We start from the raw sequence: 26,206 nt of genomic DNA, 5'->3' as shown, positions 1-26,206 counted from the left end.
AAAAGATCTCGATATTCTCTTCAAAGAGCGCCTTGTACTAGCGTTTCCCATACGCTCTGAAACTATACGAACTTCTGACCCAGGACACTAGCCTTTCGCTGAATGTTTAACGGCCTGACAGTGTAACATAGGCTGAAACTGGTGCAGAGGTTGTATCGCTGTTCGAGAATAATTTCTTCAAGGCTGATTTGTGCTATCAGCGCGCATACAATTCGGTCGAAAAGAATAACGTGGACAAATAAGCCAAAAACGAGGCACAGATTAAGTTGCATGGTTTGTGGAAATGCACTGGTATCTTCGCCTGCCCTTGGTTAGCCTAAGCGGCTCGGTTTTTGGGATGGCACAGAACGGCGCATGAGCGATGTAATAGAGGTAACTTCATTGACCAAGTCTTTCGGACGTGTAAAGGCGGTCGATAACCTGACTTTCACGGTGCCTCAGGGTATCTGCTTTGGATTGCTGGGTCCCAATGGTGCTGGTAAAACAACCACCATTGAGATGCTTGAAGGTATTGTTAAACCGGATAGCGGTAGCCTGCTGCTGTTTGGTGAGCCGGCCAGTAAAAAGCAGTTTAAACGAGTCGGGATTCAGTTTCAGAATACCGCTTTGCAGGACTACCTGAAGGTCGAAGAAACCCTGCATCTGTTTGCGTCTCTGTATGACCGTACCACACCGGTTGCGGATTTAATGACACTCTGTGCGTTGACAGAATTTGGTGACCAGGATGCTCGTAAGCTGTCTGGCGGTCAGCGGCAGCGGCTTTTGCTGGCGTTAGCCTTGGTGAATGACCCAGATCTCATTTTCCTGGACGAGCCGACAACTGGTCTGGACCCGCAGGCACGTCGTAATTTCTGGGATTTGATCAACCTTATCAAGGCGCAAGGCAAAAGCATTGTGCTTACGACCCATTACATGGACGAAGCACAGATCCTCTGTGATGACATCGCGATTATGGATAAAGGCCATATCATTGCCCGAGGTGCACCGGGTCAATTGCTGGCGCAACATTTCACTGGCGTACTGGTGCAGCTCCCTAAAACAAACGTGGCTGGGCAGGCGCTTCCGATTCCTTTTTTCGAAAAGGATGATCAGCTGGAAATTATGACTGAAAAGGTAGATGAAACCTTACAGTCGCTGATTGAGTTGGGCATACCTCTAACGGGTATGCAGGTGAAAAACGCCAACCTTGATGATCTTTTCCTGAAACTCACCGGACACGAATTACGGGGTTGACGATGAAACGAATGTTGGCGGTATTTAACGCCCGCAATAAAGAATTTTTCCGGGACCGGTCAACGCTGACCTGGAACCTGTTGTTTCCTTTTCTGTTATTGATCGGTTTTTATTATGTTTTCGGGCAGGCGCAACCCATGTTTAAAGTGGGGGTTATTGCCCAACAGGATGCCTACCTGAGTCGGCCTGTTTTCATGGGCTTGCAACATATTCAGTTTATACCTTATGCGCAATTGGACGGCGCACTGCAACGATTGGAGCGTCACCAGATCGACTTGGTGATCGATATCGACCAGAGTCAATACTGGGTGAATGAAGAAAGCAGCAATGGCTATATGGCTGAACAACTGCTGGTGGCGAAAGACCCGGATTTCCAAAGGAATCTGATTCGGGGTAAAGCCATTCGTTATGTGGACTGGGTCCTGCCTGGCATTATGGGCATGAATGTGATGTTCAGCTCGTTGTTTGGCGTTGGGTACGCCATTGTTCGCTATCGCAAAAACGGTGTATTGAAACGCTTACATGCTACACCGTTAACCGCTTTAGAATTCATCAGCGCGCAATTGCTGTCACGCATTTTGATGGTTGTGCTGATCGTGATGATTTTGTTTTTTGGTGCCCGAGCCCTGTTCGCCACCATGATGTTGGGAAATCTAGGCTTGTTGCTGTTAACTCTGTTACTAGGTGCCTTGGCGTTGGTCAGTCTAGGGTTATTGGTGGCGGCGCGTCTGCGCAGTGAGGAGTTTACTGGCGGGTTATTGAATATGGCCACCTGGCCAATGATGGGCTTGTCGGAAGTCTGGTTCCCGCTCGAAGGTGCCCCGCACTTTGTGCATCAGTTGTCTGCACTGTTGCCCTTGACTCACCTGGTTCAGGCCATGCGGGAAATCATGCTCGACGGTGCCGGGTTGGTTGATATCAGCGATCATTTATTGATTCTGGTGTTGATGTCAGCAGTTTTTCTGGCGCTCGGGGCGTCTTTGTTCAGTTGGGCTCCGGACAGTCGTTGAACAGCAAGCGAATCAGGAGCACCGCCACGAAGGTTATCCGGCTTCAGATTTTACCTCGATGCTGTCTGATGCTAACGCTGCGATATCTGATTTTCCCTCAGTGATATGGTCGGCAAATGAAGCTTCAACCGAGTGCCCACTGTATTCGTATCGCTTCAGCGCTTCCAGGCATAATTGGTAGCCCCGTTCGATAATTTCATCGGCCAGATGATAATCAAATAGCCCGCCACAGTCGTATGGAACTTCGACCAGGACATCGGGAATGTTGGCAGCCAGCTTCATATGGGCAATCGTATTCTGCATGGTTTCGATACTGCGGTTGAGCAATTCCAGGGTCGAGAATTGATTTGTCTGTGTGATATCAATGTCGTCCTCTGAACGCCAGCGGTCAATAAAGCGCATGATGGCTTTGTGTACGCCACGCTGTGAGGCGATATCCATCGGTACGTGAGCTTCACTCTGTACGAAGGGCGGACTGAAAGGCGAACGTTTGGCATTCAGGTTCACTGCAACGGTCATATCCGTCACGGTTTTCATGGCAGCTGATACGGGCACTGGGTTTAATACGCCGCCATCGACCAGCCACATGTCACGGTATTTGTGCGGTTTGAAAACTGACGGAATGGCAATGGAGCCACGGATGGCCTCAAACAGACTGCCGTCGGTCAACCAAATCTCCTTTTGCCGATCTAGATCCACCGCCACTGCTGTGAATTCGATGGGCAGGTCTTCGATGACGCGATCTCGGACCAGCGTACTCAATGCGTACATGAGTTTGTCGCCTTTGAAGATCCCGCCGCCGGTAAAACTCAGGTCGAGCAGGCGTAAAACATCCCGTCGCTCCAGGGCGCATACCCAGCTTTGCAGACGATCCAATCGTCCGGCTGCGTAAAAGCCACCCACGAGTGCCCCAATACTGGCCCCGGCAATGTTTTTAATTTCATAACCCTGATCTTCAAGACAGCGAATGACACCAATGTGCGCCATACCGCGAGCACCGCCGCTGCCTAACACCAATGACACTGTCTTCGTCATGAATCATCCCTTTTGCAATGTCTGTGTTGTCAGTTTAGTTCTGAATTGTGGCTTTTGCTGTGCGTAGCGACACATTATTGTGGCCGTGACGCGTGTTGAGCGAATTGATTTTACGAGGTGGGGGCGATGTTAGGTTCGCAAAGGTTAACCGCAACGCATTGCGTTGAAAATTGAAAAAGTATCAGCAACGTGGTTTTTTTGTTGCGCCTCTCAACTAATTAAAGGCCGCACCGAGTTCCCACATCGGTAAAAATACACCCAACGCCAATACCAGGACCATGGCGCCCATAAAAATCAACAGAATGGGCTCGAGGGATTCCGCCAGGCGTTTTAAGTCGTATTCCACTTCCTGATCGTAAAAATCAGCTATATCTACGAGTAGATCAGAGACGTTACCGGTTTCTTCACCCACCGCGATCATTTGCAGAATGAGCGGGTTAAACATACCACTGGACGACGCCGTCGCCAGCAGCGATTCACCACGTTCGATACCGTTCAGCATCCCTTCGATGCCTTTGCCGACATGTTCATTGCCCACGGTTCGTGAGGTGACTGTTAAAGCCTGCAACAGTGGGACACCGGCTTCCAGCATCATTGCGAAAGGGCGGGCAAACCGGCCCAGTGCGACACGTTCAAACACGCCGCCGAGAATCGGAATTTTCAAGATAAACTTGTCCCATTGCAGATGACCTTCAGGTGTTTTTTTCCAATAAATGAAAGAACCAATGGCAATCACCAGCAAGCCAACAATTAACCACCAGAACTTGAGCATAAAATTCGACGAGGCAATCAGCACAATGGTTGGCAATGGCAAATCGGCCCCCAGTTTGCTGAAAATGCTGGAGAATTGCGGGACCACAAAAATGTTCACAATAAACAGGGCAATGAATATGAATACGGTCACGATGATCGGATAACGAGTCGCGGCGACAATTTTCTTTCGAGTGTCTTTTTCCAGTTCAAGATGGTCAATGAGCTGCCGAAAAGCGGAGTCTAACCGACCAGTAGTTTCACCCATTCGGATCATGGCGATAAATAACTCACCAAACACATGCGGATGCGCACGGAACGCATTGGCCAAGGTTGTTCCCTGAGTCAGGCTTCGGGTGATGTCACGCAACACTTCCGAAAGCACCGGTGATCGAGTGGCGTCTGCTAAACCGTTTATCGCCCGAATCAACGGGATGCCCGATCGGGTCAGCGCGTACATTTGTCGGCTGAACATAATCATGTCATCCATCGACACTTTGTGCGGTTTAAACAACGCTGCGATATTGATGGATAAGCCAGAGCCGCGCACTGACGACCCTGACGCTTTGGCAGAGCCCGCTTCAATTTTGGTGGCAATTATGTTTTGTTGTTTTAACTGCTTCAGGACTGCTGCCCGCGAAGCGCCCTGTAGAGTGCCTTCGACCAATTGGCCGTCACTGCTGCGACCGCGATAACTGAATTCAGCCAAGATCTTCACCTATATGGTCGACGTCCAAGTGCGGACGGTCGCCTTCAAAATCATCGAGATCAACAGAAATCCGGAATACCTCTTCTAGGTCGGTAATACCCTTTTCAGCGTATTGCAGTGCCAGTTCTTCCATGGTGACAAAGTTAGGGTTCGCGCGCGCCGCATCGATAAACGCATTGTGGTTTTGGTCCCGAAGCGCAATTAGCATGTCGTCATCAAGCTCTAACCACTCGTAGACGCCGATTCGTCCTCGGTACCCGGTGTTGTTGCAATGGTAGCACCCTGTACCTTTGTAGAATTTAGCGTTCACAAACTTTCCGCCGACCATGTTCTGCAGCCACAGTTTTTGGCGCGAGTCGGCGATTTGTTCCGCAGAGCATTCCGGGCATATTTTCCGCAACAGCCGTTGCGCCAATATACCGCGCAGAGCCGACGCGACCATGTAGGGTTCAACGCCCATGTCCGCGAGACGAATGGCACTGGAGACGGCATCATTGGTGTGCAATGTACTCATCACCATGTGGCCGGTCATGGCCGCACGAACGCCAATGGACACTGTTTCCTGATCCCGCATTTCACCGACCAGAACTATGTCCGGATCCTGACGCAGTGCAGTTCTTAAAATCCGGGCGAAGGTCAAGTCGATTTTAGCGTTGACTTGCACCTGATTGATGCGGCTTAACCGGTATTCGATGGGATCCTCAGCGGTGATGATTTTCCTGGCCGGGGTATTGAGTTTTGACAATGCTGAATACAAGGTGGTGGTTTTTCCGCTGCCGGTAGGGCCAGTCACCAGAATCAAGCCATGTGGCCGTTCAATCATGACCTCAAAGCGCCGACGGATTTCCTCGGGCATCCCCAGTTGCTCCAGGGACTGCAGGCCCGCAGACTGATCGAGTATACGCATGACGACCGATTCACCGAACTGCACAGGCATGGTTGAAATACGGATGTCGATGGAACGGTTTTTCACGCGCACGTTGAACCGTCCGTCCTGTGGTAAGCGGCGTTCTGAAATATCCAGGTTGGACATGATTTTCAAGCGCATCACCAACGCCGAGGCAACACGTTTTTCTTTGATGACCTGTTCTTGCAGCACACCATCAATACGGTTTCGAATCCGGAATACAGTTTCATCTGGTTCGATATGAATGTCAGATGCATTGACGGTTATAGCGTCTTCGAGCAATGACTGCAGCAGACGCACCACCGGCGCATCCTGTATATCCGACTCTCCGGCGAGATCCGCTAGGTCAAAATCGCTTGCCGACAATTCACTGTCCAGCTGACCGGCCAGTGACTCGATTTCACTGGTATTCCGGTACACAACATCCAGCGTCGCGATGACTTCCGATTCACGGACAATGGTCGGATAAATGGGCTTCTGTAACACTTTTTCGGCTTCGTCGATGGCCATCAGGTCTAACGGATCAGCCATAGCCAGCAAGTAACCGTCTTTGTGTTCCGATAAGACAAGACAACGGAAGCGTCGGGCAATGGACTCATCGAGCTTTTGCATCAAGTCATTGTTTAACTGAAATTGCCTTAACTCGATGAATGGAATCTGCAGGTGTCGTGACAGCGTCTGTAGCAGTTGCAGCTCTTCCACCAGTCCCATATCAACCAGGACACGCCCGATTTTTTTACCGGTTATTTTCTGTTCCTGTAACGCGAGGTTCAATTGACCTTCGGTAATGGCACCGGTTTCTACCATAAGATCGCCAAGCCGGATTTTTTTGGGTGGTGTCGATGACGTGCCCTGTGTGGTCATAGTGCGGTTAACTCTTCCAAGTGTCGGTTGGCAAATTCTTTAAGTGTTTCATCACGGCCAATACGGGTGTAAATCTGGTAATTTTCGGCGGCCTCTCGGCGGCATTGTGACTTTTCCTGAGAGTAGGCCAATAACAGATACCAAATGGATTTGACCTGCTTCAGTCGCAATAATTTCTGATAATGCGCGGCGGCCATCATATGCTTGTTTTGTAACTGTTCAGACAGGCACAACAACTCTATGGTTCTCTGGTCGCGTAAGCCCTTACTGATGCAATGTTTTGCCCATTGTTCGGATTGACTGTTGTGACCGGTGCATAAATACATCCAGCACAAGACGTTTATCGCTGCGAGAGAATTTTTAAAGGATTCCAACGTTTCCAGGATGATCACTTCCGCTTCTTTTAGTTCACCGACCTCAACTAGGTCCATGGCCAACATGACCGCCTGTTTTTCATCTGAAGCGTTAAATTTCATCGACGCAAGGTCCGGTTTCGGTACTTGAATGGGTAACTCGCCAGAAGCAAATGCGACGGTGTGTAACAGGTAGTCGCCGTCTTTAATTTGGAATTTTTGCTCGTGCTTTTCCGGTTTGAAATGCACCTGAGTTTTACGTTTCGCTTCAATCTTCTTCAGAATTTTTTTTGATTGGGGAATCAAAGTATCGTGAACGAAAATATTCATGATTTGGGTATAAGACATTATTCCGGTCTTAATTAACTTGCCCCGAAATTCGGAGACTTTGGCATTTCCTGGCAGGGAGTCATACACAGCCAGTATCGCTTCCTGATCCAGGTCCGGATACTGTTGCAATGTCTCAAGCAAAATAGATGCTTTCATCTTACTGCCTCTGAATGACCCTGACGCGCTGTTGCGCAAAGTTACTTAAGTTAGCGTCATCCGCTGGAAAAACCTGAAGGTAATTTTGGTATAACGCTAGTGATTTCGCCAGTTGACCACTGTTCTCCGTGTTCACCGCCCAAAACAGCAACCATTTTCCTTCGCTTGAATCCGCTCGGTATAGTTCTTCGAATATAGCGGCCGCGAGTGCGGGGCGCGACGTTCGTTCGTAAGCAATACCCAGCAGGGCTTTCGCCTCGTTATTGTTGATCGTTTCTATCAGCGGTTCGGCGGCTCGATAGACACCATTATTGATGTAAATCTTCGCAAGCCAGATGCGTGGCACGGAGTCCTTTGGAGAGGCACTGATCCAGCGCTTGAGTTCGGCTTCTGCTTGCTCTATTTCACCACGAGAAATGTAAGCCGTGACATTTTCTTGCCACGTATTAGTGCTGACGGTGATAACACTCGTAGTTTGCCCGTGCAGCGATGTAGTTGTCGCGTCTGTTGGTGTTGTTGCAGAGGCGTCAGTTTTAGGTTTATCGTTTTCTGTATTATCCTCAGTTTCAAGAGGTGCTTGAGGTATAGCGGGCTGAGCAGCCTTCGTTTTCTTCCCATCATTTGATGTGGCTTCTGTGCTAACCGTTAAAGTTGGAGATGAGTCTAAGCTTATCTGCCTAGTCTCGCTGTTCTTCTCTACATTTTCACTGCTGCTTTGCACGATTGGTGTCGCTGTTAGTCTGTCTTTTGCAGTCGTAACCGCGAACGCTTCGGTAACCAGTGTGGTTGGCTCGGATTCGTCCGTGCTGTTGATGACCATACCATTGTCGGTAAGAACTTTTGTATCGTTAGCTATGGAACCTGGTGTTGTGGCAACTTGGGAATCAATAACATTTATCGCCACGGGCGCAGACTGAGATTGCGGCCAGAAGACTATGCCGACAGCGATGACTAAAAAAGCGCAACCCAACAGGTAGTAGCTGATGAAATGGCGGGACGCAGTTTTTTGTTGCGTCAACGGGTTAAAGTTATGCCGCGCTACGCTGTTTCCGTCCGAATCGGTCTGTCGCAGTGCCTGATGAATTGCGCTCACACGAATCTCCAGATAATACCGGCAGACAGGATTATCGCCGCGACAACGGCAAACCAAAGACCGATATTAATCGGTTGACGGGTTTCATCGTCGGCTGCTGCGCGCCGGATATGCCGATGGTCGACTTGCATGACGCGATCGGCAAACGCCGCCATTAAGGCTTTGTGCGCGAGGACATTAATCATCCTCGGTACACCTTTCGACACCGCAAAAAGTTCTTTAGCCGCTTTTTTTGAAAACAGCATCGGACCGTTGTAGCCACTTTGCGTGAGTCGGTATTCCAAATATTGCTGAGTTTCCGGTTGGGACAGAGGCTTCAAGTAATGGGAGAACGTAATGCGTTGACGCAACTGGCGGAATCGGTCTTGCGCGAGCAAGGTATCCAACTCGGTTTGTCCAAACAGAATGACTTGCACCAATTTTTTGCGTTCAGTTTCCAGGTTGGTGATCAGACGCAGGGCTTCTAAGGTTTGTGCAGGCAGGGACTGCGCTTCATCAACCACAATGACCACGCTGCGATTCGATTCGGCTAACGCCAGAATACGCTCGGTGATGTGGCTGAGCAGGGCATCGTTGTCTTTCTGTTGTTCGGCGCTCAACCCGAGTTCTTGCCCCACCGCGCGGTATAAACCTACGGAAGACAACATTGGGTTAGGTATATAAACGGAATGAAACTGCTGTTGTTCTGGGTTTTCCAGATACCGCAGCAGTTTGCGGCATAAGATAGTTTTACCGGTGCCCACATCACCGATGACTTTCAAAAAACCTTCACCGCTGTCCAATACATGTTTGAGCAGCGAATAGCACTGTTCGTGATCGATCAGATTGACGAACAGCCCCGTATCCGGCGACAGCGAGAAGGGGCGTTTTTGCAGTCCATAAAATGATTCGTACATGGCAATTATTCGAGTCGGTCCAAGATAGTATCGACTTCATTCATGGTGGTGTAATCATCATAAACCGTTGGTTTTAACAGGATAACGAGTTCACTTTTTTCCTGGCTTTGCCTGTCCTGATTAAACAGACCACGAATGACCGGTAGCTTGCGAAACCAGGGTAAGCCAGTCGATCCGACATCTTGTTTGTGCTGCAACAGTCCACCGATAACGACAATTTGGCCGCTGTTGGCGCGGATAATACTGTCCGACTCGCGAATGTTCGACGAGGCCAAAGGCAATGAATAATTTTCCCCACCAATGTTGATGACTTTCGTACGTTCAATGACTTCTGTTACCGTTGGTCGCACGTGCAACGTGACCGAATCGTCGCCAGCGATTTGCGGAGTAACATCCAGCGCGATGCCGGAGAAAAATTGCGCCAGTTCAACCGCTGGAGTGACTTCGCCATCTTCTCCGGTGGCAACACTGTTCACGGTTGCGTAGTAATCGTCTGTGCCGACCTTGATGACGGCTTTCTGATTATTCACGGTAGATACTCGTGGACTGGACAGTACTTGAACGTCGCCCTGGTGATCGAGTAACTGCAGCATGGACGTGAAGTTGTCCAACGATAAGCTCAGATTAAATACCCCGCCCGCGTTACCAATTCCAGAAAGGGCATCACCTTGGAGCCCAAAGCCAGCGGAAGTGTTGTCACTACCAAAGTTGTCATTAAAGAAAGACCAGTTAATGCCAGAACGGTATTCTTTGTCGAGGGTCACTTCGACAATCTTGGCTTCAATGATGACCTGTTTTTGCATGATCAGTTCGGCGTCGGACAGAAACTTGGCGATGTTGGCGTGCTCTTTGGTGGTGGCATGGACGACCAGCAGACCCGTTTGACTGTTGATGATAACGGGCTTTTCGATGTTAGTGTCATTACTGATAAAACCCAGAATAGACCGTTCAATACCCGTCCAAAAGCCATTGCCGGTTTCGGAGTTGGCCGAGAAGGAGGTGGTGACCGTGTTGGTATCGTCTCCTCCGACAACCGTTTTTGAAGACCCCGAACGCTCCAGGTTCAGGTAATTTAGACGATAAACACGGGTAGACAGTTGGTTGGGGGCGACACGGTAACCATAACTGGTGCGCTGAAATTCGAAACCATAGGTATCCTGCAAGGCAGACATGATTTGTGCAAAGGTCACGTTTTGTAGTGACAGGTTGATCGGCTCTGAAACCAGAGGGTCGACTAGAATATTGATGTTCTGACTGGCACCGAGATCGGCAAAAAATAACTTTGCGGGTCGGTCTTTGGCTTCGACATTAATGCGTTGCGCCTGATTCGGTGCTGTATTAATGGCCAGTAGGTCCTGAGTTAACGCTGAGGGGGACTGCACAGCTGTCGGTTCTGCTGGTTGAGGTAGAGCGTTTGCCCGTTCAGACGCAATTTCGGAACGGACATTCAGTGGCTGCATGCCAACGTCAGTCGGTGGCGTCGCGCAGGCCGTCAGGATCAAACTGATCAGCGACAGATTAGCGATGTGTAAGTGTCGGCGCACAATATTATTCCTCGACTACCGGTGTGATCTTCGTCTCACCGAGGGTTGATAAGTTAATTTGTTTCCGGGTGTTACCGTATTGCAAAACGACATGGTCAGCCTCGACCGAAATTAATTGGAAGCCTGACCGGCTTTCCCCCAGGTTGAGCTCCCAAGCGTTGCTGAAAATGGCTTTTCGGTACTCCCCGATGATGATGACGCTGCTTAAAGCAGGCCAACGCACGGTCTTCGCCACAACGGGCTTATTGGTGCTGGTCGCTGGTTTGGAGGCGGTAATATTATCCGGTTGCATGGGGTTCGCTGACACACACTGAAAAACCAACAACAGCAAAACAGTGAAAAATGACTTAGACATTGAGCCACTCCTCATTTTGACTGAGCGTGTGCACGTTGAGTTGTATTTTCAGGATTGGAAAGGATTCCGTTTCAATAATCAGGTCATCCCAGAACAGTTGTTCAGACAGGTTTTCAATCTGATCTAGGTACAGCGTTAACGATTCAAACTGACCTTCCAGTTCAATGTAAAGGCTGTGCTGGTAGAACAGGGTGCCGCCATCAACATTGGAGGCAATTGTTGTGATTGGCAGTACATCAAATTTGACCACGGTCAGGTTGGATTTTTTGTACAGCAGTTCTTTTAGCAAAGCGATCATTCGATCTGGCGACATCAGCTTGTCGTTGATCTGGTCAATGTTCTGCTCCAGTCTGGACAGATCATCCAATAGCTTCTTATTGCTGTTCTGCAAAGCGAGAACCTGCGGATTATTCAGGGCCGCTTGGTAGTCAACCAGAACCTGTTTAACTCGATCTGTTTCCGTTTTTTTCTGTTCGATGCGCTGCAATACCAAATCATGCTTATCCAGGCCAATCACCATTAAAGCACCCTGAGTCAGCGCCAGAATGAGGGCTACGAGCGTAACCAGCAGCAAGTAGCGCTCACGTACGGAGATTTTTTCGATCAGCAGGCGAAGTGCGAAAAACTGTTTCTGCAACATCAGCGAACCCCCTGTTCAGCAATATCGGTGCTGTTCGATAAAGTGAAACGCCAAAGCTCGGAATCGGCTTCTTTTGCCACAGACATTTGCGCAATGGTTAATCCCTGAAACTCAGATTGACCCAATTGTTCCAGATATTGCGGGATCAGTTCCGGATCGCGCGCAAAACCTGCGAGTGAGAAATACCGTTTGCCATCTTTCAGCGTGATCTTGCTTAACCAAAGGCCATTCAGGTCATAATCGGACAACTGCGTCAGCGACTGATGAAAGCCATCGACAGCATTTTCGACTTGATTCGCCAGACCACTGTAAGTCTCTCTGGCTTTTTTTAGTTGCTGGTTAAGCTTTTCATTCTCAGCCAGCAGCGCCGGTTCATTTTCCACGCTTGGATTGTTTGCCTGGAACTCGGTCAATGCCTGTAACTGCTCATTTAGCGTGACAGTCCATTGCTGTTCCTCTGCTAAAAGAGATTGTCGTTGAGCCCAGGCCAGATAAGACCAGAAACCGCTGGCGAGCAGAGCAATGGCGATGGCTGCGAGAAAAAGCGGTAACTGTACGGGGCCATAGCCAGGCAGCAGTGTTTTTGAATTGAGATTGATCTGCCGTGTCATGCTAGCGCCTCTCGATACACCAGACCGGTCAGGTTGAAGTAATTTACCGGGTCCATGTTGTGGTCGCTGAGCCGAATGTCGATGAAATCCTGAGGTCGCAACAACAATATGCGTACACCCAAACGACTTGCCAATTCCGTGACCAGTGATTCATGTTGTTCATCGCAGAGAAACAGCATTTCTGAAATAGCGCCCAAGCCAAGCTGAGATTCGTAATAATCAAACGAGCGCCTGACTTCCAGCACCAGCGATTCAAGTTGAATTTCAAATTGCGTATCTTCGGTTACCGTCAGTTCCAATTCGCCGTCGTGAACGGTGGTTTCTTTCACCAGGCTGGACAGACCGATATCAAATGATCGCGACAGCACCATTTCACGATTGTAGGTTAGTAACAATCGACTTTGCAGCGGTTGCAGATACATGAAACCGGATTCGTTCATGTTCTGATGAAAGACGGCTAAATTGCGCAACTGTGTGATCTCAATGTCAATGAGGTTGACCTTGATACTGTGCAAAATGAGTTCCTTAAGCCAGTCGGCCAAAGGTGATTTGCGCATAGCAACGATAAAGGCCATGCGCATTCGACCGCGATATGCATCCGTCGGCAGTTGAATGACATCAATGACGGCATCATCAATGTCGTAACTCAATAAATCAGCCGCCTTCAGTTCGATGGCGTCGTCCATCTCGTCTGCCGGGACATCGGGAACGTCTGACAGCAACAGTTGGTAAAGCGCATGAGATAAAACCAGATTTATTTTGCTGGGGGCATGTTGCTTGACCCAGTCGACATGTTTCACGGGTGTAGCCAGCGGGTTCTCCGCGTTCAGCTGTGCGATGACCTGTAAGTAGGGCAGCGAGTTTTTGCCCATACCCGTCTCGACCAGCGTCAATCCGGTCGGCGTCATATAGAGCCAGGTCTGTTTGGAGAATTTTTTTTGTGTGGCACCCGCCATTGGCAGCCCTTGTTATTCTTCTAACACAATTAGGAGGTAGTTTAGCAAGAGTTATCGCTAAATACCTGATCAGTAAGCTATTTTGGTGGTTTTTTTAACTACTTCAAAGATTTTTCAGTGAAATTGTGCGTTGATATCCTGGTTGCTCAATCTGAACCAGTGGTCGACTTTGCCGTAACGTTGGTAATCGCCTGTGATTGCACTATCATCCCGCCCTTCTAAAAAACCTTCGAGACCGACACGTGTTCAATATCGTACTTTTTGAACCTGAAATACCGCCTAATACGGGAAATATTATTCGTTTGTGTGCCAATACCGGGTGTGAATTACACCTTATTGAACCGTTGGGTTTTTCCATGGATGAGAAAGCGTTGCGACGGGCGGGGCTGGATTATCATGAATTTGCCGATATACGTATCTGGCCGGACTACGAGACTTTTATTGAGCAGGCTGCCCCCAAGCGGTTGTTTGCATTGTCCACTAAGGGAAAGCACGGCTATTCCGATGTGCAGTTTCAAGCCGGTGACTACCTGATGTTCGGACCCGAAACCCGTGGTTTACCCGCCTCCATCCGCGACAGCTTACCGTTGGAACAAGTACTGCGCTTGCCTATGCTGCCAGACAGTCGCAGTTTGAACCTGTCTAATACGGTGGCCATCATGGTATATGAGGCCTGGCGGCAAAATGGCTTCGCCGGTAAGTTATAACGGTTGCTCTGGGTTACTGCGGCAAAGCGGCGGTAAGTAAACGCCTGCTTCGCCCAATGCGCCCATAACAAGTGGGCGTTTCAACAGAGCTGACTGGTCGACCCACTTAAGACCGGTGTTGCGCAGAATGACCGGCAAAGCCAACTGCGTATCAAACAGTCGTTTCAGACCTTCCATCAAGCCACCGACGGCGAGATTGTGCGCTTGGCGCTGTCGTTGAAAACGGCGCAACGTGAAATCATGCCCAATGTCGGTTTTTTTCTGTTTGGCCCGCTGCCAGACATCGGCCAATACGGCTGCGTCCAGAAAACCGAGGTTCACCCCTAGTCCCGCTAATGGGTGGATAGTATGAGCTGCATCCCCAACAATCACGACCCGTCCGTCGCGATAGGTTTTCGCCTGTTGCGCGGTCAGCGGAAATGCAAAGCGGGAATCAATCTGGGTCATATCGCCCAAGCGGCCTTCTGTTCGGTTGCTCAGCGCCGCCATAAAAGCGGTATCGTCTAGTGTCATTAATCGCTCAGCTTCTTCGGTCTTGGCGGACCAAACAATGGAACTGACATGGGCGCTGCCGGACGTTAACGGTAAGAACGCTAACGGGCCAGATTCCAGAAACACCTGATGAGCACACTGCTGATGGGGCTTGGTGTGTCGGACGGTGGTGACAATGGCTGTGTGGTGATAATCCCATTGCCATAAATCGATATTGGCCAGTTTTCGTACCGGAGACTGTTTACCTTCACTGCCGACCAACACCGAGCCATGCAGGATGGCTCCCTGTTGGGTCTCGACGTGCACATGGTTGTCGTCTTGCTGCCAGTGTTGAATGGAATCTTCGGTCAGAATGTCGATTCCTGGCAGTGCGTAGGCAACTTGCCACAAGGCATCGCAGATAAAGTTGTTCTCAACGATATGGCCAAGATGGGGTTTTTGCACACTGTTCGCGTCAAAGTGTATCTCTCCCTGACCTAATCCATCCCAAACCCGCATATCTCGATAGGGCGTTTTACGGTGCGTCGGAATCAGGTCCCAAGCGCCCAGGTTTCGAAGTAAATGTTCACTGGCCAGATTCAGTGCACTGACTCTGGGCGAAAAAACGTCGGCTTCATCAACCGCGATCACCGCCTTTCCCTGTTCGATCAGGGTAACGGTCAGGCCTACTTTATGGGCGGCGATGGCAAGCGCGAGGCCCACCATGCCCGCCCCTGAAATGATTACGTCGCGTTTGTCTTGTTGCTGCATCATGAAGCCTGTCCTTTATTGAAACCAGATAATGTCGGAGTGCCTGCCAACAGCCCCATACTCGCCAACGCAAAGGTTTTACTGAAGCTGGGGTGACGATCCAGACTGCCGAGTGCAATACCTCTTCCCAGTTGCAACAGGGGGTTGTGGGAACCGAAGGTATTGATCAGCTCACGGGAGAACAACACAGTTTGTTGTTGGTCCGACAGAATATCACCAGCGAGGCTGTTGAGCTGTGCAAAGTTCGGCAGAGTTTTTTGATCCCCCCATATCTGACAGATTAATCGAGCTGCCCGCATGAGACCCCGTATCGCTAAATTGAAGCCTTGACCCGCGACAGGGTGGAGGGTGGCTGCGCTGTTACCTAACACCAACAGACCATGACTGGCTTGCATGTCGATAGTCTTCTCGGTCAGTGGGTAGTCCTGCCAGTCGCTGATGTCGGTAATGGTGCCCAAACGCTGACCGAAATGTTCGTTGAGCCACTGCAGGGCTGTCTCTCGGGTGGATGGCATTTTTGCCAGTTGCGCATCGGGTAGCGTCCAGACTAGGGCACTGTATTCGCCAAACGGCAGCAGGGCGATAGGACCACTCGCCGTGAAGCGTTCAAACGCACAGCCTCCATGTGGTTGGCTGGTTTTCACCGTGGCAACTCGGGCATGTGCATGAAACGGTTTTTGTTGGGTGTGAAAGCCAAGCCGTTGCGCAAGCGATGAGCGACCACCGTCGCATAACAGAACCAACCCGGCTTCCAGCTCAGTCGCGTTGCTGAGCGTCAGACGATGTCCTTGAGCAAAGGGAGTGATGGCACTGACCTCGGTTTCAAAGTGCCAATCGATGGGCAGGTTTTGTGTCCGTTGCCACAATAAACTACCCAGTGCCCGGTTGGCGATGACGGCGCCATAGCGATCAAACCCGGCTTGTGACGCAGTCATTTCATGATAGCCAACATGGCCCTGATCACTGACTTCTATGCGCCTAATATTAGAAATTACCTGTTCCAGGCCCTGCAGTTGGATGTCTTGCAAAGAGGCCAGTGTTTGGGCGGACAACGCCGTTGCCCGGTCATCAAAACTGGGCGATCCGGCTTGAACTGCGTTTGGTTTTTGCGCAGGATCAATGAGCGCGACCTTCATACCCTGTTCAATGGCGGGTTGGAGAGCCGCAACTAAGGTTAAACCCGTCATTCCTCCACCCACTACAACCAGCTCGTACCTTTCCATAATTCAACTTAGTCTTATATATATAACTGTAGATAATACCAGCCTACATGGAATGGTTCATTTGGATCGGTACAAGTTTCTTCAAAAAGAACTCCCTAGCGGACGGGGCCAATAATAAAAAAGTAACTTGGTGCCCTTATCAATAATAATTTTCCGGCACCTTAAAACACACTTAGGCTGCGGAGACAAGCATGCACCTGATGGCGAAATTACGACTCATATCACTGACACTTATATTTTCTTTAACCAGCAGCGCGCTATTTGCGTTTGAAGAAGGCGCACTGGTGGTCTGGATCAATAACGATAAAGGATCCAATGGTTTGCGCGAAGTCGGGGAGCGGTTTACCGCTGATACCGGTATTCGTGTGATCGTCCAAACCCAAGATGATTACGAAAGTAACGATGATCCGGCGAACCGTTACGCTCGTGTGGCGGCTACCACCGAAGGTCCGGATATCATTTTCTGGGCCCATGACCGCATTGGTAACTGGATTAACGACGGTTACCTGCAACCGGTAAATCCTTCAAAAGAAGTTTACGACCAGCTGCATGAATTTGCCTGGAACGCCGTGACGGTCGGTGATTCTATATATGGCTACCCCATTGCGATGGAAGCGATTTCTTTCATTTACAACAAAGACCTTATCGCTCGTCCACCTAAAACCTGGGATGAAATCATTGCGTTAGACAAACAATTGCGTAAATCCGGCAAGCGTGCGTTGAATTACAAGTACGGAGATACATATTTTACTTGGCCGTTTATCACTTCCGGTGGCGGTTATTCGTTCAAAAAGGCGGATCGAGTCTACCAACTGGTCGACGTGGGTTTGGATAACCGTGGCGCAGTCAAAGGCATCAGTATGTTAAACAAGCTGTACCGTGAAGGCGTCATTGAAGTCGACGACGGCCAGGACTGGGGTGCCATGATGCAAGCCTTTAAAGATGGCAATGTTGCGATGACCATCAATGGCCCGTGGACCTGGAATGAATTGAACGAAAGTGGCGTGAACTGGGGGCTGGGTAAGTTCCCTGCTGTCGACAGCAATTCTGGTTTCGGTCGCCCATTTGTAGGCTTTCTGGCGGGTTACGTGAACAGCTTCTCGCCAAACGAAGCTGCAGTTAAAAAGTTTATGGAAGAGTACGTCTTGGTTTACGAAGGTGTGAAGACCATCGATTCTGATCGCCCGTTAGGTGCCGCGGCAAATAAAAAGCTGCAGGCAGAGCTGGATTCCAACCCGCTGATTGCCCATACCTTTGCTATGGCTGCAACGGGTGAAACCATGCCGGACATTCCTGAAATGAAGCGTTTTTGGAGCTCCATGCAGGCTAACCTGCAACCGATGGTCGTAGGTGAAATGCCGGTCGAAGCAACCTTGAAAGATATTTCTCAAAAGCTGCGTCGTCTGGATAATATGAAAATGTGGACCCGAAAGCATTATCTGGCTGGACCCGCCACCGAGTAACCAACCAGACACGTGAGCATCAAAAAGCCAGCATATCGCTGGCTTTTTTGTATCAGCACTAACCTTACGAAGACTTCAATGCGGACTGAACTTTCTTGGGCAAACCTTTTACCACCAGATCGTAAGAATCATCGATCCAGCCAAGAATCAGGCTTCGGTCCAATTGAGTGTCCAGTGCCACCGTGTTCCAGTGCTTTTTATTCATGTGGTAGCCAGGAATCACTTCAGGAAAGGTGTCTCGTAATATCATCGCTTCTTGTGGATCGCACTTCAGGTTAATGCTCAGCGGTGGTTCCACGCCCATGAGCGCAAACATCTTGCCACTGACCTTATAAACCAATATTTCCGGGCCAAAAGGTGTTTCTTCAACACTGCCGATTTTGGCCAAGCAGCGTGATCGCCAATACTCTAAATCTTTTTTTGCCATTCCTAAATCAAACCCCTGTTAAATTAAGGTCTCAACCTTGAACGAAGCACGCTAGGATGACTGCAAAATTACGTGTGGCGGGTGCCTGTTTTCAGCGTGTTCGTCAAATGTCCCTGAGTCAGACAAGGCAATCTTGGATTCCTGGCCGGTCGTTGTTCAGTTGTGGCAATAGCCATAACCCGACCGAGCGCTTATCGGTGGAATCTTCGTACACTTGTCTGAACAGGCCCCAAAATAAAACAAACAAAAGGGATTCACAATGAAGCCTACCTTTATGTTACGCGGAATCGCGATAGCGTTGACCAGCAGTGTATTACTGTTATCCGGCTGTCAGGTGACGGACTCAGCATCGTCAACGGGGTCTGAAGTGGCCGCAGCAACCACTGCTGTAGACATCAGTGCACTCGATATTTATCAGGCCAAAGCCAACGAGGCGGTTGTTTTCTATAAACGCGCCGACGGCAATTACGACGGCTGGGGGCTGCATCTGTGGGATGGTGACGGTCGAACTAACGGGGTGAATGAACTGGTGGACGGCACCAGTTGGGATGCCCCGAGACCACACGACGGTGTTCACCCCGACTTTGGCGCCTATTACGTTGTCCCGATGAACACCGATAACTGGGGCGACTTTATGTTTATCGTCCATAAAGGGAACGATAAGGACGTGGGTGGGTTGGATCATCGGTTCAATCGGGATCTGCATGGCAGCCAATACCTGTTTACCTTCGAAGGCGTGTCCAAGTTATACACCGAGCCGCATTTGGTTCCTCCTATTGCCATCGACGGTGCCGCAGCACACTGGCTTGACGAGCGAACGCTGGTGTTTAATCCGGGTGTCGTGCCGACGGTGAAGCTTTACTACAGCGAAGACGCCAACCTGCGCACCAATGCGGCTGAAAAGACCATGGAAGGGGGCGAGTCCGTTACCCTGACGCGCACCACTTTAAGTGATGAATTGAAAGCGGCGTACCCGCAGCTGGCCGAGTTTAAAGCTTGGCAGTTGCCAGCGGATCTCGATATAAAACAGATGGTGAAAGATCAGTTGGTGGTGGCGACTTTTAATCCGGATGGCAGCTTGGAAACTGCGACCCAAGTCCAGAAGGCAGGGGTGTTAGATGCCTTGTACGCTGACGCCGCTGCGGATCTGGAACTGGGTGCCGTTATCGACAATGGTCAAACGACTTTCCGTGTCTGGGCGCCGACGGCTCTGAATGTTGAGCTGAAACTCTATAAAAATTTGGCTAAAAAACCAAAGACTCTGGCGATGGATTTCAATGAGCAAACCGGTGCTTGGGTGGTGACCTCGAAAAAAGATGAACGCGGAGCATACTACCGTTATCACGTAGAGGTTTTTCATCCGGACACCAATGCCATTGAACGTTATGAAGTCACCGACCCCTACAGTTTAAGCCTGAGCGCCAACAGTGAATTCTCTCAGGTAGTCGATCTGAACGCGGCCAGCCTGAAGCCTGAGAATTGGGGGCGTGGCGACTATGTTGTGGCGCAGCCGGAGGACATGGTTATATACGAATCACACATCCGCGACTTAACACTCAGTGATCGTACCGGTTCTGCGGCATTGAATGGCAAATATGGCGCCTTCACCGAGAGTCAACGTGCCAGTATGCGACACATTCAGGCGCTGCAAAAAGCAGGCTTAACGCATCTGCATCTGCTGCCTTCATTCGATATCGCCACCACGATTGAGTTTGACGATCAGCAGGCCAATATAGACGATCCAGTCTCACGCCTGTGTGCGTTGAGTGAGGCGTTTGTGGCCAGTGATTATGGTCACTACTGCGACGGTGAACAAACGATTCGTGACGTGCTTGCGTCGTTCCCTGCGGACAGTGAAAAGCAACAGGACTTCATGAGTTATGTGCGTCCTCTCGACAACTTCAACTGGGGTTATGACCCTTATCATTACACGGTGCCCGAAGGCAGCTACGCCACCGACCCGAATGGCAGCGCTCGAATTCTGGAATACCGCACCATGGTGCAGAAGATTCACGATATGAACCTGAACGTGGTCATGGACGTGGTCTATAACCACACCAATCAGGCCGGTGTCGCAGACAAATCCGTCCTCGATAAAATCGTGCCCGGTTATTACCATCGCTTGAACCTGTTGTCTGGCGCCGTCGAAAACTCAACCTGTTGCAAAAATACCGCGACTGAACATCGCATGATGGAAAAACTGATGATTGATTCATTGGTGGTGTGGGCACGGGACTACCAGATCGACGCCTTCCGTTTTGACCTGATGGGTCATCACATGAAAGCCAATATGGAAAAAGCCTATGCCGCCGTTCAGGCGGTTCGTCCTCACGTTTATTTTTATGGCGAGGGTTGGAACTTTGGCGAAGTGGTGGATGGCGCGCGTGGTGAAAACGCCATTCAATGGAATATGGGCGGTACCGGTATCGGTACCTTCAGTGACCGTCTGCGCGATGCCGTTCGTGGTGGTGGCCCGTTCGATGAACGCGATTATCTGCGCATTAACCAGGGCTTTGCTAACGGGCTGTACTACTTACCGAATGAAAAACGCACCGATGCCAAGCATGACAAGGACGATCTGTTGCATAAGGCGGATCAGATCCGGGTCGGTTTGGCCGGAAATTTGCGAAATTATCTGCTGGTCAACAAAGATGGTTTTCCAGCATACGGTAAGGATATCGACTACAACGGCCAGCCCGCCGGTTACACCCTGGACCCGCAGGAAAACATCACCTACATATCTAAGCACGATAACCAAACATTGTGGGACAACAATCAATACCGCATCGCCGACTACGTCACTACCGCCGAACGAGTGCGAATGCAAAACCTCGGTCTGGCCATCAACATGATGGCGCAGGGTGTACCGTTCTTCCACATGGGCTCTGATCTGCTGCGCTCCAAATCCATGGAAAGAGACAGCTACGATAGTGGCGATTGGTTTAACGCCGTTGATTTCAGCTTTCAGGACAGTACCTGGGCCAGAGGTTTGCCACGCGCCGACAAAGATGGCAATAACTGGTACTTGATTAAAAACGCGTTCGCCAATCCGGAAACCTACACCGAACCCACGGATCGTGAGTTTGCCGCAACGGTGTTTCAGGAGTTCCTGGCGATTCGTAAAAGCAGTGCGTTGTTCCATTTGCCCACGGAGTTGGCGGTGAAGCAGCGTGTCGATTTCCACAATACCGGCGTAGAGCAAATTCCCGGTGTTATTGTCATGTCGATAAACGATGGGCAAGGCTTGATTGACCGTGACCCCTCGGTGGATGCCCTTGTTGTGGTGATTAACGCTTCGGACGTGACACAAGGTGTTGCAGTGCCGGGTGCTACCGGGTTCCAATTGCATGCCTTGCAACAGCAGTCGGTTGATTCGGTTATCCACAACGCTCATTTTGTCGATGGTGAATTCCGGGTACCCGGTTTGAGTGTGGCTGTCTTCGTGCAACCGCAACAAGGTGGCCAAGGTGTTGGCCTGCCAGTAACAGAGAAGGATCTCACTCAGATGCCGCCTCTGGGGAAAGACAAGATATACCTGCTGGGAACGCTCACCAGTTGGGATAATCTCAGCGCGAACAACGCCTTTCAGTTTCAGGGTAATAGTGTGTATGCCATTGAACTTGAACTGAAGAAGGGCTTTTACAAAGTGAAAACCGGTAATAATGCGGGTCTGGAATACGGAAAATTGGGTGCCTTCCTTAAAGAGGGGGCCGAAGTCTCATTGACCGCCCCTGGCGGTGTCATGAACCTTCAGCTCGCAGAAGATGGTGTTTACCGCTTTGAATTGGATCTCAATGACAAATCGGCGCCAGGATTTAAAGTGTCGAAAAAACCATAGACACGTTATGAGTTGAAGCACGCTTTTCGTCTATAAAAAACCCCAGCAGACAGGCTGGGGTTTTTTGTGGCTGCCATTCGCAGTGGTTGCGCCGAACTGCAATACTCGGTTACCTTTGGCAACCCAACTGACTAGTCAAATTACGTTCTTATGTTGATATACACGCATCCGCTGTTGTACCAGGTTGTGAATGTTCAGAATCTGTTATCTTTGCATCACATTGAAACCATCGTGCGCAATGAATATGCCGCTGGCGCAACGGGAGACCTTTCCGCGAATGAAACTTGGGCCGAACTTTGGTTGCAGGATGAGCGGGACCAAGCACAAGCTCAGCAGTTGATTGCCCAGATGGACGAGCAAAGTCGTGAAGAATGGTTCTGTTCGCAGTGTGGCGAAAAAAACAGCGGGTCTTTCGAAGTGTGTTGGCAATGCCAGACCGAGCGCCGGTTGTGATCCGCATCCGGCACATTCATGAAGCTGACCTGGACAGTTTAAACCGCCTTCAGGTGCTGGCTTATGGTCATGATTTCCTGGAAGCCCCAGACGTGATTCTGGATAAAATCAAGCAGGGTAAAGAAACCAGTTTTGTCGCTGAAAAAACGCTCCATGGCTATTCCTCGCTGGTGGGCTATTGCCTTTCGCATGCTTATAAGCCGCAGCAAGTCCCGCCGTTAAACAGTTTGCTGAACAGCGCGCAACTCACCTCTTCCCATCATTGGTATATTCATGATTTGTCGCTTGATCCTGACGCACGAGGGCAGGGCATCGCCCAAGCACTGCTCGACGCTGTTTATGCTGAAAAAGCCGTGCAACATTGTCAGACTATCGCGCTGGTTGCCGTTCAAAACAGTGTCCCTTTCTGGCAAAAACAGGGATTCGTTGTTGCCGAAGAACAGCCAAAAATGAGTAGCTACGGTGAGGATGCGCGCTATATGGTGAAGCTGCTCGCGCTCGATTAATGTGGTCGCAAAAATCATGGTCCAAAAAAACCGCCTCGAAGAGGCGGTTTGTCGTTTTCTACTTTTGCAGAGCCTTGCTAGTAGATGTCGTTATACGTACTGGTTAAATCTGTTTCGAAAGTTGAACCAGATACGGTATAGCCTGTGAAGTCTTCACTGAAGGTTCCTGCGGCCGTCTCATTGCCACTGGCGTCCAGCGTGTTCAATACGATATTGTCTAAGCCTATCGGTTGAATGACACGGAACATCAGTCGGTAATCAGTGCCAGTTCGGTCATACAAGTCGGTCTGTGACAAGACGTCTGCCGTGACGTAGTCCGCATCGAGTGGGACTTGCGGTTTGCTTTCAACGCTCACTGTATTGCCAAAGACGCGAAGGCGGTAAGTCTTCCAGCTGCCATTGAAAATCTCGTTGCTTTGTCCGTTCGCCCAAGACCATTGAGGATTGCCATACATATCGACACCGGTCACGTAGTCAATCCAAGACCAGCCATTCATACCCATACGGAATGACGTGCGTTGATATTCTGCACCGGCAACGTCAAAGAGCATAAGTTCAATGCCGTCCCAGCTTAGGTTTTTGGCATCAAACAGCAATTCGAAGTTAGCAGGTACACTGGCTTGAGTGAGGTCATAGGTTGACCATGCCCAGCTTGAATCCGCTCGTCCCGCATATAAAAGAACATCAGCGCTGTTGACGTACCATCCGTTGTCGGGCCGCATCGTAATGGCTGAAACCGTATCGGCCGTTGTGGCATTGCCAAAGCTATCTGCTGTACCAGTCGCGGCTGTTAAGGTGTAAGTGTTATTGGGCGTCATAGGTGTCGTTGACGAACTATCGGCCAGGCCATCCAGATCAGGAATAATATGTAAAGTCTTATTCACCCAGATTTTCATCATGTCTATGTTGCCGTCATTCAGGAAACCTTCGCTACCGTCACTGGACACTAGCGTTAGGTTGGATTCTACAGAATCCCAATCCATAGTGGTGCTAAAGTCGACACTCATTGAAAACAGGTTTTCCATGCTTTGGAAGAAGGTCATGGTCGGCTCTGTAGCAGGGTCAGTTTCGTTACTGACCTGACGGATCACTTCGATGTCTTTAATCGCAGACGAGGCACCGGCGGCTGAAGCGACTTCCGTTAATTCAAAGTAGACGGATTCGTCGACATCAGAGTCAAACAACGCAGTATCGATAACACCTGTGACCACCGTGTTGTTGTCTTTCTTCAAGCCTGAAAAATGCAGCTCTTTTCCAGCAAGGCGCCAGTTATAAATTTCATAGCGGCCAACACCGGTAGACATGTTAGGCATTAACAGTTCTGTGTGCTCACGAGTGTTCAGATCAACCATCACAATAATGTCTGATGTACCAAGATAGGGAACATCGACCGTGTCTTTATAATAGAGCAGATCACCAGAAACCTGGAAAGGCGTATTCTGCATCCAATACCACCAGTCATTCGTACCCAAAGCCAATTCAAGTTTTGGAACACCATCAAATGGCAGAATTTGATACACGGTCAAGGTCTGTTCCCAGCCAGTATGGTTGCCGCTGTTGTCATAGGTATCCCGGCCACCTTCGAACACACCATAGATGCGACCGTTGTCACTTACCATCAGTCGTCGGGGTTTTGGATTTCCCCAGCCGCTGTTTTCGTTCCCACCGAACAGGCTGGTGTCCAAGGAGGCTTTTTCAACACCAAAGGTGGTTCGGGGTCTTGCGAAGCGTAAACCATTCGTACCTGAACCCGACCAGTCTGCTTGCCCAAAGATAACGGCATTGCGATCGTCCACCGTAAAGAAGTCGATACCCCAACCAGTTCCATCGGTTAAATCGATGATGCTAGTACCTTGGAGCATTTTCAGTAATGCGGTCCAGTCAGATTCATTGCGTGATTGATAGACGAGTTCACCCGATTTCAAGACGGAGAAAAACTCTACATATTCATTGTCCTGCGTCACGGCAGTTGCGTTGGTTTCTCCGACCAGGCGCTTGAATATGCGAGGTTGCCAATTGGTTTGGTTTAACCAACTGTTGGTAATGGTTTCGCAAACCTCTTCCTCAAGGGACTCGTCGAAGAAACAGTTGTCCCAAGAATCTTCCTGTACCGTAAACGTTGTGCCCGCAAAATACAGATTCCCGGCTGCATCAAATTGGATCGGTTTCTGATTTCCGCTGACGGCCTTCATATAGCTGTCATCCATTTGCTGTACAAACATGCCTTCGGAAACGCAACTGAATTCGTTTGTATTGACGTCAACTTCAAACAACGCACAGTTTGATTCAGCGATGACGCGTGAAAAATCAATCCAGTTTCCGTTTTCATCCACCTGAGGTTCGTTACTCCACCAACCTGGGTCAAGCGCAATATAAATTTTGTCGCCTAATGGACTGGCAACTGAATACATGACTTTTAATGGAAAGTTGGTCACCAGCGCAGGGCTCAGAACCCCTTGATCGTCCAAGGCCAGTAAATTAGTACCTGAAACATCAGACGCCTGGGTTTGGTCGCCGACTCGGCTGACCATGGAACGCGTCGAGATGCCCATCCGCGATGCGGATCCGCCAACGGCACGGAATGTCGGTAAGCCACCGCCAAGTGAGCGTTCTTCGGTAACAATGTCCTCGTTGGCCACCAAGGCGACTGCGGTATCTAAGTCAAACTCTAGTGTGAGCGTTTGATCTACTTCTCTGAACTGTGTGTTGCCACCACCGCCACCTTCATCGCAGGATGAAAGAAACAGTGCTGATCCGGTCAGCAACATTCCGGCAATTAGTTTTGTATTCATTCCAAGGCTCCAATTTTTAAACGACGAATGCGAGCCATGGAATCGCAAATCTCTGCCCTTAGGTACGGCAGCACTACGAAAACATCAGCTCACCATTGCGTCTTAAAGTATGG

At 49.9% G+C, this 26,206-nt stretch carries 22 protein-coding genes; 7 read left to right on the top strand and 15 right to left on the bottom strand.

The features are described from left to right. Positions 1 to 354 precede the first annotated feature (354 nt). Both IYN85_RS19240 and IYN85_RS19235 read left to right on the top strand, forming a co-directional pair. The gene (locus IYN85_RS19240; RefSeq protein ID WP_196160574.1) at positions 355 to 1,233 is read left to right on the top strand and encodes an ABC transporter ATP-binding protein; all 879 of its coding nucleotides are present in this window, start codon (positions 355 to 357) and stop codon (positions 1,231 to 1,233) included. 2 nt (positions 1,234 to 1,235) lie between these two features. Beyond that, the gene (locus tag IYN85_RS19235) at positions 1,236 to 2,243 is read left to right on the top strand and encodes an ABC transporter permease (RefSeq protein ID WP_196160573.1); all 1,008 of its coding nucleotides are present in this window, start codon (positions 1,236 to 1,238) and stop codon (positions 2,241 to 2,243) included. Positions 2,244 to 2,276: 33 nt separating this feature from the next. Here the strand turns inward: IYN85_RS19235 and IYN85_RS19230 are convergent, their stop codons facing one another. The 11 genes from IYN85_RS19230 to IYN85_RS19180 all read right to left on the bottom strand — a co-directional run bounded on the left by IYN85_RS19230 (position 2,277) and on the right by IYN85_RS19180 (position 13,442). Then, a complete protein-coding gene (locus tag IYN85_RS19230; RefSeq protein WP_196160572.1) occupies positions 2,277 to 3,278 on the bottom strand; it encodes a patatin-like phospholipase family protein in 1,002 nt (333 codons plus the stop codon). Positions 3,279 to 3,492: 214 nt separating this feature from the next. Then, positions 3,493 to 4,737 carry a type II secretion system F family protein gene (locus IYN85_RS19225; protein WP_196160571.1) on the bottom strand — a complete coding sequence of 415 codons (1,245 nt, stop codon included), beginning with the start codon at positions 4,735 to 4,737 and terminating at the stop codon, positions 3,493 to 3,495. Further along, entirely contained in the window at positions 4,730 to 6,508 is a 1,779-nt protein-coding gene (locus IYN85_RS19220) for a GspE/PulE family protein (protein ID WP_196160570.1), read from the bottom strand. The genes IYN85_RS19225 and IYN85_RS19220 overlap by 8 nt, the downstream gene beginning before the upstream one ends. After that, on the bottom strand, positions 6,505 to 7,347 hold the full coding sequence (locus IYN85_RS19215) for a hypothetical protein (protein ID WP_196160569.1): 843 nt from the start codon (positions 7,345 to 7,347) through the stop codon (positions 6,505 to 6,507). The genes IYN85_RS19220 and IYN85_RS19215 overlap by 4 nt, the downstream gene beginning before the upstream one ends. 1 nt (position 7,348) lies before the next feature. Further along, positions 7,349 to 8,440, bottom strand: a complete 1,092-nt coding sequence (locus tag IYN85_RS19210) for a lipopolysaccharide assembly protein LapB (protein WP_196160568.1) — start codon at positions 8,438 to 8,440, stop codon at positions 7,349 to 7,351. Continuing rightward, the gene (locus IYN85_RS19205) at positions 8,437 to 9,336 is read right to left on the bottom strand and encodes an ExeA family protein (RefSeq protein WP_196160567.1); all 900 of its coding nucleotides are present in this window, start codon (positions 9,334 to 9,336) and stop codon (positions 8,437 to 8,439) included. The genes IYN85_RS19210 and IYN85_RS19205 overlap by 4 nt, the downstream gene beginning before the upstream one ends. Positions 9,337 to 9,341: 5 nt before the next feature. Beyond that, the gene (locus IYN85_RS26500; RefSeq protein WP_196160566.1) at positions 9,342 to 10,880 is read right to left on the bottom strand and encodes a pilus (MSHA type) biogenesis protein MshL; all 1,539 of its coding nucleotides are present in this window, start codon (positions 10,878 to 10,880) and stop codon (positions 9,342 to 9,344) included. Between the two features lie 4 nt (positions 10,881 to 10,884). After that, the gene (locus tag IYN85_RS19195) at positions 10,885 to 11,235 is read right to left on the bottom strand and encodes a hypothetical protein (RefSeq protein ID WP_196160565.1); all 351 of its coding nucleotides are present in this window, start codon (positions 11,233 to 11,235) and stop codon (positions 10,885 to 10,887) included. Then, positions 11,228 to 11,875 carry a hypothetical protein gene (locus IYN85_RS19190; protein ID WP_196160564.1) on the bottom strand — a complete coding sequence of 216 codons (648 nt, stop codon included), beginning with the start codon at positions 11,873 to 11,875 and terminating at the stop codon, positions 11,228 to 11,230. Before IYN85_RS19190 ends, IYN85_RS19195 begins: the two co-directional genes overlap by 8 nt. Further along, a complete protein-coding gene (locus IYN85_RS19185; protein WP_196160563.1) occupies positions 11,875 to 12,486 on the bottom strand; it encodes a PilN domain-containing protein in 612 nt (203 codons plus the stop codon). The genes IYN85_RS19190 and IYN85_RS19185 overlap by 1 nt, the downstream gene beginning before the upstream one ends. Continuing rightward, positions 12,483 to 13,442, bottom strand: coding sequence for a hypothetical protein (locus tag IYN85_RS19180; RefSeq protein WP_196160562.1), 960 nt, complete (start codon positions 13,440 to 13,442; stop codon positions 12,483 to 12,485). The genes IYN85_RS19185 and IYN85_RS19180 overlap by 4 nt, the downstream gene beginning before the upstream one ends. Positions 13,443 to 13,684: 242 nt before the next feature. On the opposite strand from IYN85_RS19180, the gene trmL reads away from it, so the two are divergent. Beyond that, positions 13,685 to 14,149, top strand: coding sequence for a tRNA (uridine(34)/cytosine(34)/5-carboxymethylaminomethyluridine(34)-2'-O)-methyltransferase TrmL (gene trmL, locus IYN85_RS19175; protein WP_196160561.1), 465 nt, complete (start codon positions 13,685 to 13,687; stop codon positions 14,147 to 14,149). Here the strand turns inward: trmL and IYN85_RS19170 are convergent. Continuing rightward, complete coding sequence (locus tag IYN85_RS19170) at positions 14,144 to 15,394, bottom strand: UbiH/UbiF/VisC/COQ6 family ubiquinone biosynthesis hydroxylase (RefSeq protein ID WP_196160560.1); 1,251 nt, start codon at positions 15,392 to 15,394, stop codon at positions 14,144 to 14,146. The genes trmL and IYN85_RS19170 overlap by 6 nt on opposite strands. Continuing rightward, a complete protein-coding gene (locus tag IYN85_RS19165) occupies positions 15,391 to 16,614 on the bottom strand; it encodes an FAD-dependent monooxygenase (protein WP_255533788.1) in 1,224 nt (407 codons plus the stop codon). The genes IYN85_RS19170 and IYN85_RS19165 overlap by 4 nt, the downstream gene beginning before the upstream one ends. Positions 16,615 to 16,814: 200 nt before the next feature. On the opposite strand from IYN85_RS19165, the gene malE reads away from it, so the two are divergent. Further along, positions 16,815 to 18,077 (top strand): maltose/maltodextrin ABC transporter substrate-binding protein MalE, encoded by a 1,263-nt coding sequence (gene malE, locus IYN85_RS19160; RefSeq protein ID WP_196160558.1) that lies wholly within the window; start codon positions 16,815 to 16,817, stop codon positions 18,075 to 18,077. Positions 18,078 to 18,141: 64 nt separating this feature from the next. Here malE and IYN85_RS19155 read toward each other — a convergent pair whose 3' ends face one another. Further along, the gene (locus tag IYN85_RS19155) at positions 18,142 to 18,504 is read right to left on the bottom strand and encodes an MmcQ/YjbR family DNA-binding protein (protein WP_196160557.1); all 363 of its coding nucleotides are present in this window, start codon (positions 18,502 to 18,504) and stop codon (positions 18,142 to 18,144) included. A gap of 259 nt (positions 18,505 to 18,763) precedes the next feature. Here IYN85_RS19155 and pulA point away from each other — a divergent pair, with 259 nt between their 5' ends. The 3 genes from pulA (at position 18,764) to IYN85_RS19140 (ending at position 23,301) form a co-directional block, all read left to right on the top strand. Beyond that, positions 18,764 to 22,342: a pullulanase-type alpha-1,6-glucosidase gene (gene pulA, locus IYN85_RS19150; protein WP_196160556.1), complete on the top strand. Its 3,579-nt coding sequence runs from the start codon at positions 18,764 to 18,766 to the stop codon at positions 22,340 to 22,342. Between the two features lie 150 nt (positions 22,343 to 22,492). After that, complete coding sequence (locus tag IYN85_RS19145; RefSeq protein WP_196160555.1) at positions 22,493 to 22,795, top strand: DUF2007 domain-containing protein; 303 nt, start codon at positions 22,493 to 22,495, stop codon at positions 22,793 to 22,795. After that, positions 22,771 to 23,301, top strand: coding sequence for a GNAT family N-acetyltransferase (locus IYN85_RS19140; RefSeq protein WP_196160554.1), 531 nt, complete (start codon positions 22,771 to 22,773; stop codon positions 23,299 to 23,301). Before IYN85_RS19145 ends, IYN85_RS19140 begins: the two co-directional genes overlap by 25 nt. A 77-nt stretch (positions 23,302 to 23,378) precedes the next feature. Here IYN85_RS19140 and IYN85_RS19135 read toward each other — a convergent pair whose 3' ends face one another. Beyond that, the gene (locus IYN85_RS19135) at positions 23,379 to 26,093 is read right to left on the bottom strand and encodes a hypothetical protein (protein ID WP_196160553.1); all 2,715 of its coding nucleotides are present in this window, start codon (positions 26,091 to 26,093) and stop codon (positions 23,379 to 23,381) included. Positions 26,094 to 26,206: the final 113 nt, after the last annotated feature.

Origin of the sequence: Reinekea sp. G2M2-21, assembly GCF_015687175.1 — a bacterium.
Taxonomy (GTDB): domain Bacteria; phylum Pseudomonadota; class Gammaproteobacteria; order Pseudomonadales; family Natronospirillaceae; genus Reinekea.
The sequence above is the reverse complement of the archived record's forward strand: the minus strand, read 5'-3'. Positions and strand labels throughout refer to the sequence as shown.

Coding starts and splice junctions, on each gene's coding strand:
- IYN85_RS19220 (WP_196160570.1), bottom strand. CDS start 6,508: ATGACCACACAGGGCACGTCATCGACACCACCCAAAAAAATCCGGCTT.
- IYN85_RS19180 (WP_196160562.1), bottom strand. CDS start 13,442: ATGGCGGGTGCCACACAAAAAAAATTCTCCAAACAGACCTGGCTCTAT.
- IYN85_RS19195 (WP_196160565.1), bottom strand. CDS start 11,235: ATGTCTAAGTCATTTTTCACTGTTTTGCTGTTGTTGGTTTTTCAGTGT.
- IYN85_RS19155 (WP_196160557.1), bottom strand. CDS start 18,504: ATGGCAAAAAAAGATTTAGAGTATTGGCGATCACGCTGCTTGGCCAAA.
- IYN85_RS19235 (WP_196160573.1), top strand. CDS start 1,236: ATGAAACGAATGTTGGCGGTATTTAACGCCCGCAATAAAGAATTTTTC.
- IYN85_RS19165 (WP_255533788.1), bottom strand. CDS start 16,614: ATGGAAAGGTACGAGCTGGTTGTAGTGGGTGGAGGAATGACGGGTTTA.
- IYN85_RS19215 (WP_196160569.1), bottom strand. CDS start 7,347: ATGAAAGCATCTATTTTGCTTGAGACATTGCAACAGTATCCGGACCTG.
- IYN85_RS19140 (WP_196160554.1), top strand. CDS start 22,771: ATGCCAGACCGAGCGCCGGTTGTGATCCGCATCCGGCACATTCATGAA.
- IYN85_RS19170 (WP_196160560.1), bottom strand. CDS start 15,394: ATGATGCAGCAACAAGACAAACGCGACGTAATCATTTCAGGGGCGGGC.
- pulA (WP_196160556.1), top strand. CDS start 18,764: ATGAAGCCTACCTTTATGTTACGCGGAATCGCGATAGCGTTGACCAGC.
- IYN85_RS19240 (WP_196160574.1), top strand. CDS start 355: ATGAGCGATGTAATAGAGGTAACTTCATTGACCAAGTCTTTCGGACGT.
- IYN85_RS19145 (WP_196160555.1), top strand. CDS start 22,493: ATGTTGATATACACGCATCCGCTGTTGTACCAGGTTGTGAATGTTCAG.
- IYN85_RS19135 (WP_196160553.1), bottom strand. CDS start 26,093: ATGAATACAAAACTAATTGCCGGAATGTTGCTGACCGGATCAGCACTG.
- IYN85_RS19230 (WP_196160572.1), bottom strand. CDS start 3,278: ATGACGAAGACAGTGTCATTGGTGTTAGGCAGCGGCGGTGCTCGCGGT.
- IYN85_RS19185 (WP_196160563.1), bottom strand. CDS start 12,486: ATGACACGGCAGATCAATCTCAATTCAAAAACACTGCTGCCTGGCTAT.
- IYN85_RS19205 (WP_196160567.1), bottom strand. CDS start 9,336: ATGTACGAATCATTTTATGGACTGCAAAAACGCCCCTTCTCGCTGTCG.
- IYN85_RS19190 (WP_196160564.1), bottom strand. CDS start 11,875: ATGTTGCAGAAACAGTTTTTCGCACTTCGCCTGCTGATCGAAAAAATC.
- malE (WP_196160558.1), top strand. CDS start 16,815: ATGGCGAAATTACGACTCATATCACTGACACTTATATTTTCTTTAACC.